At 69.8% G+C, this 14,821-nt stretch carries 12 protein-coding genes and 1 pseudogene; 4 read left to right on the top strand and 9 right to left on the bottom strand.

What is annotated here, in order from left to right:
• Nucleotides 1-40 precede the first annotated feature (40 nt).
• A complete protein-coding gene (locus OG390_RS34780; RefSeq protein ID WP_406173358.1) occupies nt 41-676 on the top strand; it encodes a DUF1345 domain-containing protein in 636 nt (211 codons plus the stop codon).
• Nucleotides 677-707: 31 nt separating this feature from the next.
• Here OG390_RS34780 and OG390_RS34775 read toward each other — a convergent pair whose 3' ends face one another.
• The 6 genes from OG390_RS34775 to OG390_RS34750 form a co-directional block, all read right to left on the bottom strand.
• A complete protein-coding gene (locus OG390_RS34775) occupies nt 708-1,643 on the bottom strand; it encodes a Dyp-type peroxidase (protein ID WP_406173356.1) in 936 nt (311 codons plus the stop codon).
• 208 nt (nt 1,644-1,851) lie between these two features.
• Nucleotides 1,852-3,105: a styrene monooxygenase/indole monooxygenase family protein gene (locus OG390_RS34770; RefSeq protein WP_406173354.1), complete on the bottom strand. Its 1,254-nt coding sequence runs from the start codon at nt 3,103-3,105 to the stop codon at nt 1,852-1,854.
• A gap of 24 nt (nt 3,106-3,129) precedes the next feature.
• A complete protein-coding gene (locus tag OG390_RS34765; RefSeq protein WP_406173352.1) occupies nt 3,130-3,768 on the bottom strand; it encodes a GTP-binding protein in 639 nt (212 codons plus the stop codon).
• The gene (locus tag OG390_RS34760) at nt 3,749-4,153 is read right to left on the bottom strand and encodes a DUF742 domain-containing protein (protein ID WP_406173350.1); all 405 of its coding nucleotides are present in this window, start codon (nt 4,151-4,153) and stop codon (nt 3,749-3,751) included. Before OG390_RS34760 ends, OG390_RS34765 begins: the two co-directional genes overlap by 20 nt.
• Nucleotides 4,150-4,653: a roadblock/LC7 domain-containing protein gene (locus OG390_RS34755; protein WP_399081734.1), complete on the bottom strand. Its 504-nt coding sequence runs from the start codon at nt 4,651-4,653 to the stop codon at nt 4,150-4,152. The genes OG390_RS34760 and OG390_RS34755 overlap by 4 nt, the downstream gene beginning before the upstream one ends.
• Nucleotides 4,650-7,628 carry a nitrate- and nitrite sensing domain-containing protein gene (locus tag OG390_RS34750; protein WP_406173349.1) on the bottom strand — a complete coding sequence of 993 codons (2,979 nt, stop codon included), beginning with the start codon at nt 7,626-7,628 and terminating at the stop codon, nt 4,650-4,652. Before OG390_RS34750 ends, OG390_RS34755 begins: the two co-directional genes overlap by 4 nt.
• A gap of 371 nt (nt 7,629-7,999) precedes the next feature.
• Here OG390_RS34750 and OG390_RS34745 point away from each other — a divergent pair, with 371 nt between their 5' ends.
• Nucleotides 8,000-8,788: a protein phosphatase 2C domain-containing protein gene (locus tag OG390_RS34745; protein WP_406173347.1), complete on the top strand. Its 789-nt coding sequence runs from the start codon at nt 8,000-8,002 to the stop codon at nt 8,786-8,788.
• A 46-nt stretch (nt 8,789-8,834) separates the two neighbouring features.
• Here the strand turns inward: OG390_RS34745 and OG390_RS34740 are convergent.
• Together OG390_RS34740 and OG390_RS34735 are read right to left on the bottom strand one after the other, a co-directional pair.
• A pseudogene (locus tag OG390_RS34740) lies at nt 8,835-8,948 on the bottom strand (IS481 family transposase); the annotation flags it as partial.
• Nucleotides 8,949-9,046: 98 nt separating this feature from the next.
• The gene (locus tag OG390_RS34735; protein ID WP_399081740.1) at nt 9,047-9,544 is read right to left on the bottom strand and encodes a MarR family winged helix-turn-helix transcriptional regulator; all 498 of its coding nucleotides are present in this window, start codon (nt 9,542-9,544) and stop codon (nt 9,047-9,049) included.
• A 282-nt stretch (nt 9,545-9,826) separates the two neighbouring features.
• Here OG390_RS34735 and OG390_RS34730 point away from each other — a divergent pair, with 282 nt between their 5' ends.
• Nucleotides 9,827-10,651, top strand: a complete 825-nt coding sequence (locus OG390_RS34730) for a lysozyme (protein WP_406173345.1) — start codon at nt 9,827-9,829, stop codon at nt 10,649-10,651.
• An 86-nt stretch (nt 10,652-10,737) separates the two neighbouring features.
• Here OG390_RS34730 and lon read toward each other — a convergent pair whose 3' ends face one another.
• On the bottom strand, nt 10,738-13,155 hold the full coding sequence (lon, locus tag OG390_RS34725; RefSeq protein ID WP_406173343.1) for an endopeptidase La: 2,418 nt from the start codon (nt 13,153-13,155) through the stop codon (nt 10,738-10,740).
• Between the two features lie 221 nt (nt 13,156-13,376).
• On the opposite strand from lon, the gene OG390_RS34720 reads away from it, so the two are divergent.
• Complete coding sequence (locus tag OG390_RS34720; RefSeq protein WP_406173341.1) at nt 13,377-14,273, top strand: hypothetical protein; 897 nt, start codon at nt 13,377-13,379, stop codon at nt 14,271-14,273.
• Nucleotides 14,274-14,821: the final 548 nt, after the last annotated feature.

Genomic DNA, 14,821 nt, shown 5'->3' with positions numbered 1-14,821 from the left:
CCCCCTACGAATTCAACGTCCGGTTGTACCGTTATCGCCCATGAACACCCGGTTGCCGCTGTCCGCCGTGCCTCGACTTGCCGGTGCAGTGGTCGTCGGAGTGGCCACTGGCGCGACCGTAGGATTTCTGGTCGACGCCCTGCTGGGAATTCTCGCCGGCATCGCTGCCACGGAGACGTTTTTCGTCGTGACGGGCTTGAAGGTGTTGTGGCCGATGGACGCAACCACCACTCACCGAAATGCCCGGCGTGAGAACTTCCGCCCTCTGGCCGAGGAAACCATCGTTGTCACGGCGGCTCTGTTCGCGCTGGTCAGCATTGTTGCCCTGCTCCTGCGCGGTAAATCCGCGGACAGTCACGCGGCAGCTGGGGCAGCGCTCGCGGGCGTGTTCATGGGCTGGGCATCACTGCACCTGATGTACTCCACCCGCTACGCGTATCTCTTCTACGCGAAGCCGACAGGTGGTATCGACTTCAACTCCGAACACCCGCCCGCCTACGCCGACTTCCTTTATTTCAGTTACAACCTCGGGATGACCTACCAGGTCTCCGACACCAGCGTCTCGAGTACACAAATCCGCACCGTAGTGCTCCGCCACTGCCTGCTGTCCTACGTCTTCGGCACCAGCATCCTGGCCACCACGATCAACCTTGTGACCGGAATCGTCACCAACTGACCCCCGTCCGCTCGAACATCTCGGAAACAGCCTAGCCGCGCGGTGACGGGGGAAGATTGTCGAGGAAATCCACGGTCGGTACATAAAAAAGGCAGCCGGTGGTGGCCTTCGAGTAGTCGAGGATCCGGTCGTGGATCCCGGGACGGTCGCCGAGAAACATGTTCCGCAGCATCCGTTCGGTTACCTCAGGCGTGCGCGAATAGCCGATGAAATAGGTGCCGAATTCCCTCTTTCCGATCGTCCCGAACGGCATGTTCTCCCGCACGATCTTCTGCTCGTTGCCGTCCTTGTCCGTGATGGTGTTGAGGGCGACATGAGAATCCGGGGGCTTCACGTCGTCGGGCATTTCGATGTTGGCCGACTTGCTTCGGCCGATGACGTTCTCCTGCTCCTGTGTGGTCAACGCGTTCCAGGCCGCGAGATCGTGGAGGTACTTCTGGACGATCACGTAGCTGCCGCCCATGAAGTCCTCGTCCTCGGCACCGACGAACACCGCGTCGGCGGCCGCCCGGTCTCCGGGACTCTCGCTGCCATCGACGAAACCCAGCAGGTCGCGCTCGTCGAAGTACTTGAAGGCGTGCACCTCGTCGACCATCGTGACCGCTCCGACGAGGCGTGCGGCGATCAACCGGGCCAGTTCGAAGCAGAGGTCCATCTCGTGGGCGCGCAGATGGAAGAGGACGTCCCCCGGCGTCGACGGAGCCTTGTGGCCGGCCCCCTCCAAGGACACGAAGGGATGCAGGTCACGGGGGCGCGGACCGGCGAAGAGCCGGTCCCAGGCGTGGGAACCGACCCCGACGACACAGCTGAGTTCGGCATACGGGGCGCGATAGCCCACCGACCGGAGCAGACCTGCCACATCTTCGAGCAGCTCACGGACGGTGGCCTCGCCGCCGGGGGCGATCGTCGCCACGAGGAACATGGCGGTCTTGGCCGGCGGAGCGATCACACGCTGCGACTCGAACACGAAGCCTGCCTCCTGCCTATCGCGATAACGACGCTACGCCCTGTCGGCCGATCTCGCGCTCCGCAGCCGCCTGATCACAGCGGAAGAGCAGGTCGGGGCCGACCAAGCCGGTGTGACAAAGATGTGGCCGTCCGTGTTCCGTCCGAGGACGCAACACAGACGGCCACTACGACCAGGAAGAACGGTCGGGCTGCTGGTCAGGGGGTTGTCAGGCCCCGGTCACCGAGGCCAGGTACGCCTCGGTCTTCGCCGGCTCGAAGAAGAAGTTCTCGAAGTCGGCCGGGTCGTTGAACCCGTTGGCGAACCGATCCGCCACAGGGGGGAGCTGCCCCGCGGCACCGATCAGGTTGAGCACGTGCTCCGGAGGAACGCCGAGCATCGCGTTCGTCCACTTGGTCACGTGCTGCGCCGTGTCCCAGTACCGGTCGAACGCGGCCTGCATCCACTCCTCGTCGAAGGGCTTGTCGCCCTGTTCGAGGATCGAGGCGAGGTACGCGGCCGCACACTTGGAGGCCGAGTTGGAGCCCTGCCCGGTGATCGGGTCGTTCGCGACGACCACGTCGGCGACGCCCAGGACCAGACCGCCGCCGGGGAGGCGACCGACCGGGTTGCGGACGGTGGGGGCGTACCGTCCCGACAACGTGCCGTTCGCGTCGGTCAGTTCCACCTTCGTGGCCCGCGCGTACTCCCACGGCGTGAACCGCTCCATGAGTTCCAGGGTCAGGGAGAGGTGTTCGGCCGGGTCCTTGACGCCGTTGAAGACGTCGAGCGGGCCGCCGGGTATGCCCTCCCAGAAGAGGATGTCCGCGCGCCCCGAGGTGGTGAGCGTCGGCATGACGAAGAGCTCGCCGACACCGGGGACCAGGTTGCAGCGGACCGCGTCGTGGTCCGGGTGTTCCGGGCGCGGGCCCAGACCGTGGACGTACGCGACCGCCAGCGCCCGCTGCGGCTCGCTGTACGGCGAACGGGAGGCGTCCCGGCCGAACATGGACACGAGTTCGCCCTTGCCGGCCGACACCAGCACCAGGTCGTAGGTACGGGAGAAGTAGTCGAGGTCGGAGACCGCGGCACCGTGGATGACCAGCTGGCCGCCGCGCTGCGCGAACGTCTCCATCCAGCCGGCCATCTTCACCCGCTGGTCGACCGACTGCGCGTACCCGTCGAGCCTGCCCAGCCAGTCGATCGCCCGCTGGGTCGGACCGGGGTCGTGCGAGCCCGGTGCCGCGACCGAGACGCCGAGTCCTTCGATCTTCGGGGCCTGGGACTCCCAGAAGTTCAGCTGGAGATCGCGCTCGTGCTGGAGTGCCGTGTCGAACATGCACTGCGTCGACATGACGCGGCCGGTACGGATCTCGTCCGCCGTCCGGTTCGACATCAGGGTGACCTCGTACCCGTGCGACTGGAGGCCGAGGGCGAGCTGGAGTCCGGACTGGCCGGCTCCGACGACGAGTATCTTCCGCATGCGCGTCCTAACTCTGCGTACGTCTTATTCGGGGCTCACGTCGAGCGCGTGCCCCACCAGCGCGAGCAGGGTCTCGACAACCGAGATCCGGCGCCTGGCATCCATGATCATGACAGGTATGTGCGGGGGCACCGTGAGGGCCTCGCGTACGTCCTGGGGCTCGAACCGCTCGCTGCCGTCGAAGTGGTTGACGGCGACGACGTACGGCAGTCCGCAGCTCTCGAAGTAGTCGAGCGCCGGGAAGCAGTCCGACAGGCGGCGGGTGTCGGCGAGGACCACCGCGCCGATCGCGCCGCGCACCAGGTCGTCCCACATGAACCAGAACCGCTGCTGGCCCGGCGTACCGAAGAGGTAGAGCACCAGGTCGTCGTCGAGCGTGATGCGGCCGAAGTCCATGGCCACCGTGGTGGTCAGCTTGTCCGGCGTGCCGGTGAGGTCGTCGGTGTCCTCGCTGGCCTGGGTCATCAGCGCCTCCGTCTGGAGGGGCGTGATCTCGGAGACCGCGGTGACCAGCGTGGTCTTGCCCACGCCGAAACCACCCGCCACAACGATCTTGGTGGCTATCGGCGCGCGGCTGCGATCCGTCTGCCAGGCCTGCAGATTCTCCTCTTCGTCGAGGAGGGGGGCGACGCCAGGCGCGGCGTCAGAGACGACGGAGTCCACTCAGCACCCTTTCCAGCAGAGCGCGGTCCGGCTGTCCCGGGCCGTGACCTGTTCCGTACACACGGATCTTTCCCTGGTCCGCCAGGTCGCTCAGGAGCACGCGGACCACGCCGAGCGGCATCCTGAGGAGGGCGGCGATCTCGGCCACCGTACGCATCCGGCGGCAGAGCTCGACGATGGCCCGCATCTCGGGCATCACCCGGTGGGAGAGCGGGCTTCCCCCGGTCAGCTCCTTGCGCTCCTCGGGGGCTTCGAGCGCCGCCACGAACGTCTCCACCAGGAGGACGTGCCCGAAGCGGGTACGGCCGCCGGTGAGCGAGTAGGGGCGTACCCGGGCGGGTTTGCGGTCGCCGCCGCGGACCGGCAGCTTGTTGGGGGTACTCATCGGGTGCTCCCCATTGACTCGGTCTCCAGGGATTTTCGGAGCTCACTGCGCAGTTCGGGGGTCAGGACGTGTCCGGCGCGGCCGACGAAGAGCGCCATGTGGTACGCCACCACGCTCATGTCGCAGTCCGGGGAGCCGTGCACGCCGAGCAGCGAGCCGTCGCTGATCGACATGACGAAGAGGCTGCCCTCGTCCATCGCGACCATCGTCTGCTTGACGTTGCCGCCGTCCATCAGCTTGGCGGCGCCGATGGTGAGGCTGCCGATGCCGGAGACGATGGTGGCGAGGTCGGCGGAGGAGCCCTTGGGGCCCGTCGGCCGGTCCGTCTCGGCCGTCCTCGCCTCCGCGTTTCTGCCCGGGTCGGAGGAGAGCAGCAGCAGGCCGTCGGAGGAGACGACCGCGACCGACAGGAGGCCCGGCACCTCCTCGACGAGATTCGTCAGCAGCCAGTGCAGATTGCGGGCTTCACTGCTCAGACCGAAGGTACTGGGCGCGGTCAACTGCTTGCCTCCTCGACTGTGCCCCCCGATGCTTCTACGTCCTGTGCGTGCGCGTTGGACGTGGGTCCTGCGGGCGCGTGCGCTGCCGGCCCCTGTGCCGCGGGTGCGTTCATCTCGGCCGTCTGTTCGGCGATCTCCGCCTCCACATCGCGGCGGCCCTCCATCGCGCCCCGGTGGAAACCGCCGAGCCTGCGGCGCAGGGCCTCGGCGTCCACACCGCCCGTGCGCGGCCTCGGGACCGGCGGGGGCGCGGAGATCTTGGGCGTCCGCTTGGGCAGGCCCTTGTCGGTGAGCCGCGGGCCCTCGTCCGGGACACGCTCGTGGGTGTCGGGACCGATGGCGTACGGATCAGTGGTGGTCTGGGCGGGGATGCGGACTTCCGGAGCGGGCTGCACCGGGGCCGCTTCCGGGGCACGTTCGGGAGCGGGCGCTTCCGCCCGGGGCTCCGGGAGCAGAAGCTCCATCGTGGTCTCGGGAGCGAGTTCCGGCTCGGGCGCGGGCTCCGGCTCGGACGCCAACTCCGGCTCGCGCGTGGGCTCCGGCTCGGGCGTGGGTTCGTACGACGCCTCGGATTCGGCAGTCGCCGCTTCCGCGCCGGGCTCCTGGGCGTCCTCGCGCACCGCTTCTTCGTCCGCGGAGGCCGCCCGTGCGGCCTCTTCCGCCGCAGAAGGCTCCCGTACCGCCTCTTCGTCCGCGGAAGCCTCCCGTACGGCCTCTTCCGCCGCGGCGATCAGGGGGTCCTCGTCGCCGGCGGGTTCCGATGCCGCCAACACCGAACGACCCCGCAGGACATTGGAGTTGGCCTCCGCGTCGGCGCCCGGCAGCGACACCGAGGACGCGCTGCCGACCAGCTGGGTGGCCGTGGGGGTGGTGATCGCGGGCGCGGCGGCGAACATCGCCTTCGGCAGGACGACCACGACGGCGACACCGCCCTGCTTCTGCTCGCGCAACTGCACCCGCACGCCGTGCCGGTGGGCGAGCCGGGCGACCACGTACAGGCCGAGCCCGAGACCGTCGCCGCCCTCCAGGTCGTACGCGTCCTCCGGGTCGAAGTCCGAGAGGCGGGAGTTGAGCTGGCTCATCCGCTCGGCGGTCATGCCGATGCCCTCGTCCTGGACGGAGAGCATCACCTCGCCGCTCTCCAGGAGCCAGCCGGAGATCTCGACGGCCAGGTCGGGCGGCGAGAACGACGAGGCGTTCTCCAGGAGTTCGGCCACGAGGTGACTGATGTCGTCGGCGGCGAAGCCGGCGAGGTGCGCGTGCGGCGGCAGCGCGGCGATACGGACCCGCTCGTACCGCTCGATCTCACTCACCGCGGCGCGCACGACGTCGACGAGCGGGACGGGACCCGCGTGGTGCTGGACGTGCTCGGCGCCCGCGAGGACGAGCAGGTTCTCACTGTGCCGCCGCATGACGGTGGCGAAGTGGTCGAGCTTGAAGAGCGTGGCGAGGCGGTCCGGGTCCTGTTCGCGCTCCTCCAGTCCCTCGATGACGCCGAGCTGGCGCTCCACGAGGCCGAGGGTGCGCAGCGCGAGGTTGACGAAGGTGCCGTGGATGGTGCCGCGCACCTGCTCCAAGTGGGCAGCCGCGTCCGCGAGCTCGGCACGCAGCCGATCGCGCTCGTCGGCCATCAGCTGACGCTGCCCGATGAGGTGCTTGCGGTCGCCTTCGAGCGTCGCGAGCCGCTCGTGGAGTGCGGCGGCGTGCGCGTGCAGCGCGTTGACGGAGCGGACGACCTGCGCGAACTCGTCGTTGCGGCCGGTGAACTTGACCGGTTCCTGGGCGCCCGGGTCGGCGGCCAGGCGAGCCGAGCCGAGCCGCAGTACGGCCAGCGGGCGGGTGAGGCTGCGGGCCATGGCCATCGAGACGCCGACCGCGACCAGCAGCAGCGTGCCGATGAGGGCGATCCGGATCTCCAGCGCGGTGACGTCGTCGTCCCGCAGCCGTTCGAGGTCCTTGGTGCGGTGGTCGTTGAGGGAAGCCTCGGCGCCGCGCATCAGCTCGACACGGGCCGACAGGGCCGCGTCCAGCTTCTTGGTGCTGGTGTCGAGTTCGGCGTCGGAGAGCGTCGGCTGGTCGGTGAGGCTCGCGAGGTACTTGTCGGCACTGCCGACGTCGGGCCCGGTGAGCGTGGAGTCGTACGAGGACGCGGCGGCCTTGGGCGCCGTCTCACGGAAGTCGGCGAGGGCCGCGTCCGAGCGGAGCCGGGCCTGCTGGGCCGCGGCACTCAACGCGTCGCGCTGCTTGGTGTCGGCGGCCGAGGAGACGCTCGTGGTGGTCGGCAGACCGGTGACCGGGTTGATGGTGGTCTGGGTGGTGCGCGGGATGCTGAGGGCCGCCAGGAGCAGTCCGCGGGCGGCGGCGGACTGCTGGACCGCGGAGTCCAGCTCGGCGAGGCCGTGTGCGCCGGAGCCCGCGCGGGGCGGCAACTGGTCGGCCAGGTCCTCGGCGAGGGCGTGGAGTTCGCTGATGGCGCCGGAGTACGCCTGATGCGCTTCGAGAGCGGAGCTCTTTCCGGTGAGCGCCGCTCTGCGCAGGGAGGCGATGGAGTCGAGGTCCTTGAGCAGCGGTGCGGGGGCGTCCTCGTCCGCCCGCAACTCCTCGACCTGCCGGTCGACGCGGGCGCCGCGCTGCTCGGAGGGCGCTTTGGCCTTGGGCCTCCCGGCGGCGATGTACGAGGTGACCTCGTCCCGTTCGTCGGCCAGCGAGTGCGCCAGGGTCAGCGCCTGCTGGGTCCGCTGCGCGAGCGTCACCAGGTTCTGGGAGTCGTTCAGTTGCCCCGAGGCGGCCAGCACCGTGGGGGCTCCGGCACCGGCGATGGCGGCCGCGACGACCGCCACGGCAACGATCAGCCGGTTGCGTACGTGGGCGGGTCGGCCCCTGCCCGGGGAGTCGGCGGTGTCGCCGGTGGCACCGCCCCCGGTTGAGCTGGAGGCCGTCTGCTTGCCTGTGCGCCTCGGCCGCGTCTTCTGCACCGGTGCTCGCATTCCTGACTCGTGTACCCATGGGCCCGGGTGATGACGTCCTGTCAATGGGGGCGTCCGCCCGGTACGGCTCCCGACCCTCCCAGTGCCGGTGGGCAGTGGTCCCGCATCATCTGGCCCGCCACCCGAAGGAGTGAACCTCGGACGGGAGTTGGCGGGCAAGTTCCTCCGGCGTGTTCGACGGCCTTGACCGGCGGGCCGGTTGGACGTCGGCGACGCGCTTTGGCAATATTCGCCGCCACGCTTCACCGGAGTCGATCATTCCATGCCAAACCCGGCGCCTGAGCTGGTGGTCCGCACCTGTTCGGCAATGGATGCCAGCCTTTTGTGGACCTTGTGAAGGGCTCGTGCAAACTGGCCGGATGCGCACTGAACTCGTCTCGGAGCCCGGCGACCCGGACCGCCCCAATGAGGACTTCGCATCGGTCGGCCTTCCGGCCTCAGGACAGGGGGGTTCGCTGGTCGCCCTGGACGGCGTGACGCCCCCTCGGGGCGACTACGGCTGTCTGCATTCCGTCGCCTGGTTCTCCGCACGCCTCGGCGGAGCCCTGACCGAACTGTCCCTTTCCCGCCGGGATCTGACCCTGCCGGAGGTCCTGTCCCGGGCCATAAGCCGGGTGGCCGACACCCACGCCGACACCTGTGACCTTTCTCACCCACGGACACCTCAGGCAACCGTGGTCCTCGCCAGATGGTCCGCCGCCGAGGTCGAGTACCTGGTCCTCTCGGACTCCGCCCTGCTGGTGGAGTCCCCTTCGGGCGAGGTGACCGCACTCCTGGACGACCGCCTCTCCCGGCTCCCCCGCGCCTCCCTCGCCACGGACGCCGTCGCCGACACGACCGTTCGCAACAAGGAGGGCGGCTTTTTCACGGCGGCGGCGGATCCCTCGGTGGCCTCCCGCGCGGTGACCGGCACGCTGCCCCGCACGTCCGTCCGCACTCTGACCGCCCTCACGGACGGCGCCACCCGCTGGGTGGAGAAGTTCCACGAGGGCGACTGGGCCGCCCTGTTCACCCTCGTACGGAAGGAGGGCGCACAGGCGCTCGTCAACCGCGTACGCGCACTGGAGACCGCGGACGCGGAGGAGAGGGTGCATTTGCGACGGAGCAAGACGCATGACGATACGACGGTGGTGTTCGTGGAGCTGTGAGCCGACGGGCCCGGCCGCCCGGACGGGGAAGCATGCGCCGGACCGGGGCGGCCCGGCGCAGGGTCCAGCCGTCCTCGACCACGCAGCGGGCCAGACGCAGGCGGCCGGTCTCGGTCAAGGGTGCATTACGGGGGCACGAGGGCCTTTCTGGTTGGTGCAGACGTCGCAATCCACACCGAACCGGAAGGCCCTCACCCGTTTCAAGATCCCTCAGCCGAGACCTGGCTCACCTGTCCACAACCTCCCCGGAGAGAACACCTAGCGCTGCTGTTCCATCCCCGTGTTGAGCTGGTGCAGCAGCCTGGCCAGTTCCGCGACCTCGCGGGGGTCCCAGCCCGCGAGCTGTCGGACATAGCGGGCCCGGCGGGCCTGCCGGACCTTCCGGAAGCGCTCCCGGCCCTCCTCCGTGAGGTGGACGAGCCAGGCGCGGCCGTCGGCGGGGTCGGGCTCGCGGGCCACCAGGCCGAGGTCTTCGAGGGCTCGGAGCTGACGGGACATCGTGGCCTTGCCGACGCCGATGTAGGCGGCGAGCTCCGTGGCGCGCTGCCGGCCGCACTCCTCCAGCCGGAAGAGGAGCCCGTACGCGGAGGACTCCAGGTCGGGATGGACCTCGCGGGCCATCTCGCCGGAGGAGGCGCGGGCGCGCCGCAGGAACACGGTCAACTCGCGTTCCAGCGCCGGGAATTCCTGGTCCACACCACTTCCCGACGCCGCGGATTCGACACGCTGCCCGCCGTCGTTTCCGTTGTCGTGCACGTCAGCACCCCTGACCCGGTTTCCCGATACTGAAAGTTTCCGCCAAAATCCGCCATTGCCGCAGCTCCGCCAGTATTTCGCAGGCGTAGACCAACGGCAGCCTCCGGGCCCTCTTCCCACGCCGTCTTCTACGTGCGTAGCTTCTTTATCAGGCAATCAGTGGCATGCGCACGCCATCAACAGGTCGACGCGGACCTGACCCCCCACCCGAGCGTGCGCGTGCCGTCAGCGTTCCCCCCACCGAGCACCACCGTGCACCACCGATCTCTTCGGAGGCACGACATGCCCGTGCACAGACACAGACCCGCAACAACCCACCGCCTGCGCCCGCTCGCGGTAGGAATCCTGCTCACCGCCCTCTCTCTCCTGTTCACCCTCCCCTCCTCCGCGGCCGACACCCCCGCCCGGGGCTCCGCCCGCATGGGCATGGGCGTCGTCGCACATGACGGTCAGGACGGCACACCGAGCAGCTCGGACGCCACGCAGACGGAAGGCGTGGACGTCTCCGGCTACCAGGGCAACGTCGCCTGGTCGACCCTGTGGAGCAGCGGGGTCAGGTGGGCCTACACCAAGGCGACCGAGGGCACGTACTACACGAACCCGTACTTCGCCCAGCAGTACAACGGCTCGTACAACGTCGGCATGATCCGCGGCGCGTACCACTTCGCGACCCCCGACACCACGACCGGCGCCACGCAGGCGAACTACTTCGTGGACCACGGCGGCGGCTGGTCGAAGGACGGCAAGACGCTGCCGGGCACACTCGACATCGAATGGAACCCGTACGGGGCCGCCTGCTACGGCAAGACGCAGAGCGCCATGGTCAGCTGGATCAGCAGCTTCCTCGCCCAGTACAGGGCGCGCACCGGGCGCGACGCGGTGATCTACACGGCCACCAGCTGGTGGACCCAGTGCACGGGCAACTACGGCGGCTTCGCCTCCGCCAACCCGCTGTGGATCGCGCGCTACGCCTCCGACGCGGGGACGCTGCCGGCGGGGTGGAGTTACTACACCATGTGGCAGTACACGTCGTCAGGACCGACCGTCGGCGACCACGACAAGTTCAACGGGGCACTCGACCGGGTCGTGGCATTGGCCAACGGCTGACACAACCGCGCGCGGACACCGCGCGCACGGTGAAGGCCCGGGCCTCCCTCACGGGACCCGGGCCTTACCTTTCCGGTCGCGTCCCGTCACGCCGCCACCGGAACCTCCGGCGTCGCGCCGTTCGTCGCCGGCGTCAGCGCCAGCTCCAAGACCTGTCGGACGTCCGTGACGGCGTGGACGTCGAGCTTCTCCAGGACCTCGGCAGGGACGTCGTCCAGGTCGGGCTCGTTGCGCTTCGGGATGATGACCGTCGTGACACCCGCGCGGTGCGCGGCGAGCAGCTTCTGCTTCACCCCGCCGATGGGCAGGACACGACCGGTCAGCGAGACCTCACCCGTCATCGCCACGTCGGTGCGGACCGGGCGGCCGGACAGGAGCGAGGCCAGCGCCGTCGTCATGGTGACGCCCGCGCTCGGTCCGTCCTTGGGGACCGCGCCCGCCGGGAAGTGGATGTGCACGCCCCGGTCCTTCAGGTCGCCGACCGGCAGTTCGAGCTCGGCGCCGTGCGACCTGAGGAAGCTCAGCGCGATCTGCGCCGACTCCTTCATCACGTCGCCCAGCTGACCCGTCAGGGTCAGGCCCGCCGCGCCCGTCTCCGGGTCGGCCAGCGACGCCTCGACGTAGAGCACGTCTCCGCCGGCGCCCGTGACGGCCAGACCGGTGGCGACACCGGGCACCGCGGTGCGGCGCTCGGCCGGGTCCTGAGCGGACTCGGGCACATGGTGCGGCCGGCCGATCAGACCGCGCAGATCCGCGTCCGTGACCGTGAACGGCAGCTTCCGCTCGCCCAGTTCGTGCTGGGCCGCCACCTTGCGCAGCAGCCGTGCGACGGCCCGCTCCAGGTTTCGTACACCCGCTTCCCGCGTGTACTCGCCGGCGAGCTTGCGCAGTGCGCCCTCGTCCAGTGTGATCTCGTCGGACTGCAGACCGGCCCGCTCCAGCTGGCGCGGCAGCAGGTGGTCCCGGGCGATGACGACCTTCTCGTCCTCGGTGTAGCCGTCCAGGCGGACCAGCTCCATACGGTCGAGCAGGGCCTCCGGGATGGCCTCCAGGACGTTCGCCGTCGCGAGGAACACGACGTCGCTCAGGTCGAGTTCGACCTCCAGGTAGTGGTCGCGGAAGGTGTGGTTCTGCGCCGGGTCGAGGACTTCGAGCAGGGCCGCGGCCGGGTCGCCGCGGAAGTCGGAGCCGACCTTGTCGATCTCGTCCAGCAGGACCACCGGGTTCATGGACCCGGCCTCCTTGATGGCGCGGACGACACGGCCGGGCAGTGCGCCCACGTACGTACGCCGGTGGCCGCGGATCTCGGCCTCGTCCCGTACGCCACCGAGGGCGACGCGGACGAACTTGCGGCCCATGGCGTGCGCGACGGACTCGCCGAGCGAGGTCTTGCCGACACCGGGCGGGCCGACCAGCGCGAGCACGGCACCGCCGCGCCGCCCGCCGACCACGCCGAGCCCGCGCTCGGAGCGCCGCTTGCGCACCGCGAGGTACTCGGTGATCCGCTCCTTCACGTCCTCCAGACCGGCGTGTTCGGCGTCCAGGATCGCCTTGGCGCCCTGGATGTCGTACTCGTCCTCGGTCCGCTCGTTCCACGGCAGTTCGAGCACGGTGTCGAGCCAAGTCCGGATCCAGCTGCCCTCGGGCGACTGGTCGCTGGACCGCTCCAGCTTGTCGACCTCCTTGAGCGCGGACTCGCGGACCTTCTCGGGGAGGTCGGCGGCCTCGACGCGGGCGCGGTAGTCGTCGGACTCCTCCGCGTCCGAGGACTCGCCGTTCAGCTCGCGCAGCTCCTTGCGGACGGCTTCGAGCTGGCGCCGCAGCAGGAACTCGCGCTGCTGCTTGTCGACGCCTTCCTGGACGTCCTTGGCGATGGACTCGGCGACATCCTGCTCGGCGAGGTGCTCACGGAGCTGTTCGGTGGCGAGCTTCAGCCGGGCGACCGGGTCGGCGGTCTCCAGCAGCTCCACCTTCTGTTCGAGGGACAGGAACGGAGAGTAACCGGAATTGTCGGCAAGGGCGGAAACGTCATCGATCTGCGCCACGCGGTCCACGACCTGCCAGGCGCCGCGCTTGCGCAGCCAGCTGGTGGCGAGCGCCTTGTACTCCTTGACCAGGTCGGCGACCCGGCCGGGCAGCGGGTCGGGCACGGTCTCGTCGACCCGGGTGCCCTCCACCCACAGTGCGGCACCGGGACCCGTGGTCCCCGCGCCGACCTTCACGCGCCCACGGCCGCGGATCAGCGCGCCCGGGTCGCCGTCGGCCAGGCGGCCGACCTGCTCGACGGTGCCGAGCACACCGGTGCCCGCGTACGTCCCGTCGATGCGTGGCACCAGCAGCACCTGCGGCTTGCCCGGCGTCGAACGGGCGGCGGCCTGGGCGGCCTCCACCGCTGCGCGTACATCGGTGTCGTTCAGGTCCAGCGGAACCACCATCCCGGGCAGGACGACCTCATCGTCGAGCGGCAGCACGGGCAGGGTGAGCGGTGTGGACGTCGAAGCCATGATCTCCCCTTCGGCAGTCAAGTTGAGTTACACGGACTCAATGCATGTGCGCCTTGGATTGTTCCCCGGGGGTTGTTCGCTGTCAGCGATCACCGCTGCGATCACCTCTCCACACGCCCGGACGCGGCTCGCGCTCGGGAATGAACGTCCCGCACGGCCCGGGCGTCACAGGTGCGGCGTCGGATTCGGCTCCACTCCACCGTCTGCCTCCGGAGGGCATCATGCGGTCCGTCAAACTGCTGGTCGTACTCGGCCTGGTCGCCGCCGCAGCCGTCGGATGCGGCGACGAAACGACACCCGGCGGGGGCGACAAGGTCCGTGACGGCGGCACCGCCGCCGGCTCGGAGCGCGCCCGCCGGGTCGCCGCCGCCTGGGAGGGTTCCGAGGCGGCGCGGGTGTGGCAGCGGGGCTACTACCCGCTCGGCGATGCCGTGCAGTTGCCCGAAGGGGCGTTCCACAACGACGCCGACAAGCGCGCTTACCTCACCCAGAACTTCGAACTGCGCGGCTCTCTTCCCGACGCGCCGAAGAAGAAGGGAGAGATCCGGTGGCGCGACGGCGCATCGCTCGCCCTCCCGGTCACCTCGGCGCGAGCGGCGTACGAGAAGCTCGACCGGGGCGGGAACTCCGGTCCCGCCCTCACGGTGACCGGTGCCCGGCTCGGCGACATGACGCTGCTGACCAGCCGGGGGGCGGCGACGGTGCCCTCCTGGCACTTCACGATCAAGGGCTACGACACTGCGCTCAAGCGCGTCGCGGTCACCCCCGCGAAACTCCCCCGGCCCCCGATCGGGCCCGTGCGGCGGCAGACGGCCGAGCTGGGGCCGCTCGCCGGGCTGGACACGATCGCGGAGGACGGCCGGGCGGTCACCCTGCGCGCCGAGCACGGAGCGTGTGACGACGGCCCCGCCGTCGACGTACTGGAGACCGCGGACAGCGTGGTGTTCTCGGCCTCGGTCCGCGGCGTCTCCGACGGCCCCTGCACGTCCGAACTGCGCATCGAGAAGGTGACGGTGAAACTGGACCGCCCGGTCGGCGACCGCATGCTCCTCGACGCGTTCACGGGAAGGCCCGTGCCCCACGAGCAGCCCCGCTCCACCTCGCCGACCTGGAGCTGACTCCGCCCGGAGGGCACAGGGCGAGCCGGGCACCGCCACGCCTTCGCAAGGGCACCGCCACACCACCGCAACGGCGTTCCTCGGATACCCGCAGCCGGTCCCGGATCGCCACCCCCGCGGGGCCGGGCACCACGAACGGCGCCGCCAACGCCCGCAGCCCGCCCATCCCTTCACCCCCACCCGGCGTCGAAGACCCCCTCACCGCCTCCAACGAGCACCCTCCTCAAAAATCACCCCGACATAAGAACTCTCGTTCCCACTCCAGAAGGCGTGGGCGCACGCCGCATCCAGATCACCGACGCTCACTCATGCACGCCAGAACACACTCGCACCCAGTCAAGTCGCAGCAGTTCCCAACCCCTGCACAGTGCAAGCTCATTCACAGCCAACGGGGACCGCACGACGGGGGCGAAGGCACCACGGGGGACGAAATGCGCGAGGAGCGTCCGGGTCGGCGCGGGGTGATCGCCGGAGCCGGGGCGGTGGTGGCGGGGGTCGGCGCGGTGGCGGTCCGGGCGGCGGCAGGTGGAGACGGGGCCGGGGGGAAG

It is taken from the genome of Streptomyces sp. NBC_00996, from assembly GCF_045162675.1.
Lineage (GTDB): Bacteria > Actinomycetota > Actinomycetes > Streptomycetales > Streptomycetaceae > Streptomyces.
Note: the sequence above shows the minus strand (reverse complement) of the source record. Positions and strands in the feature narration are given on the sequence as shown.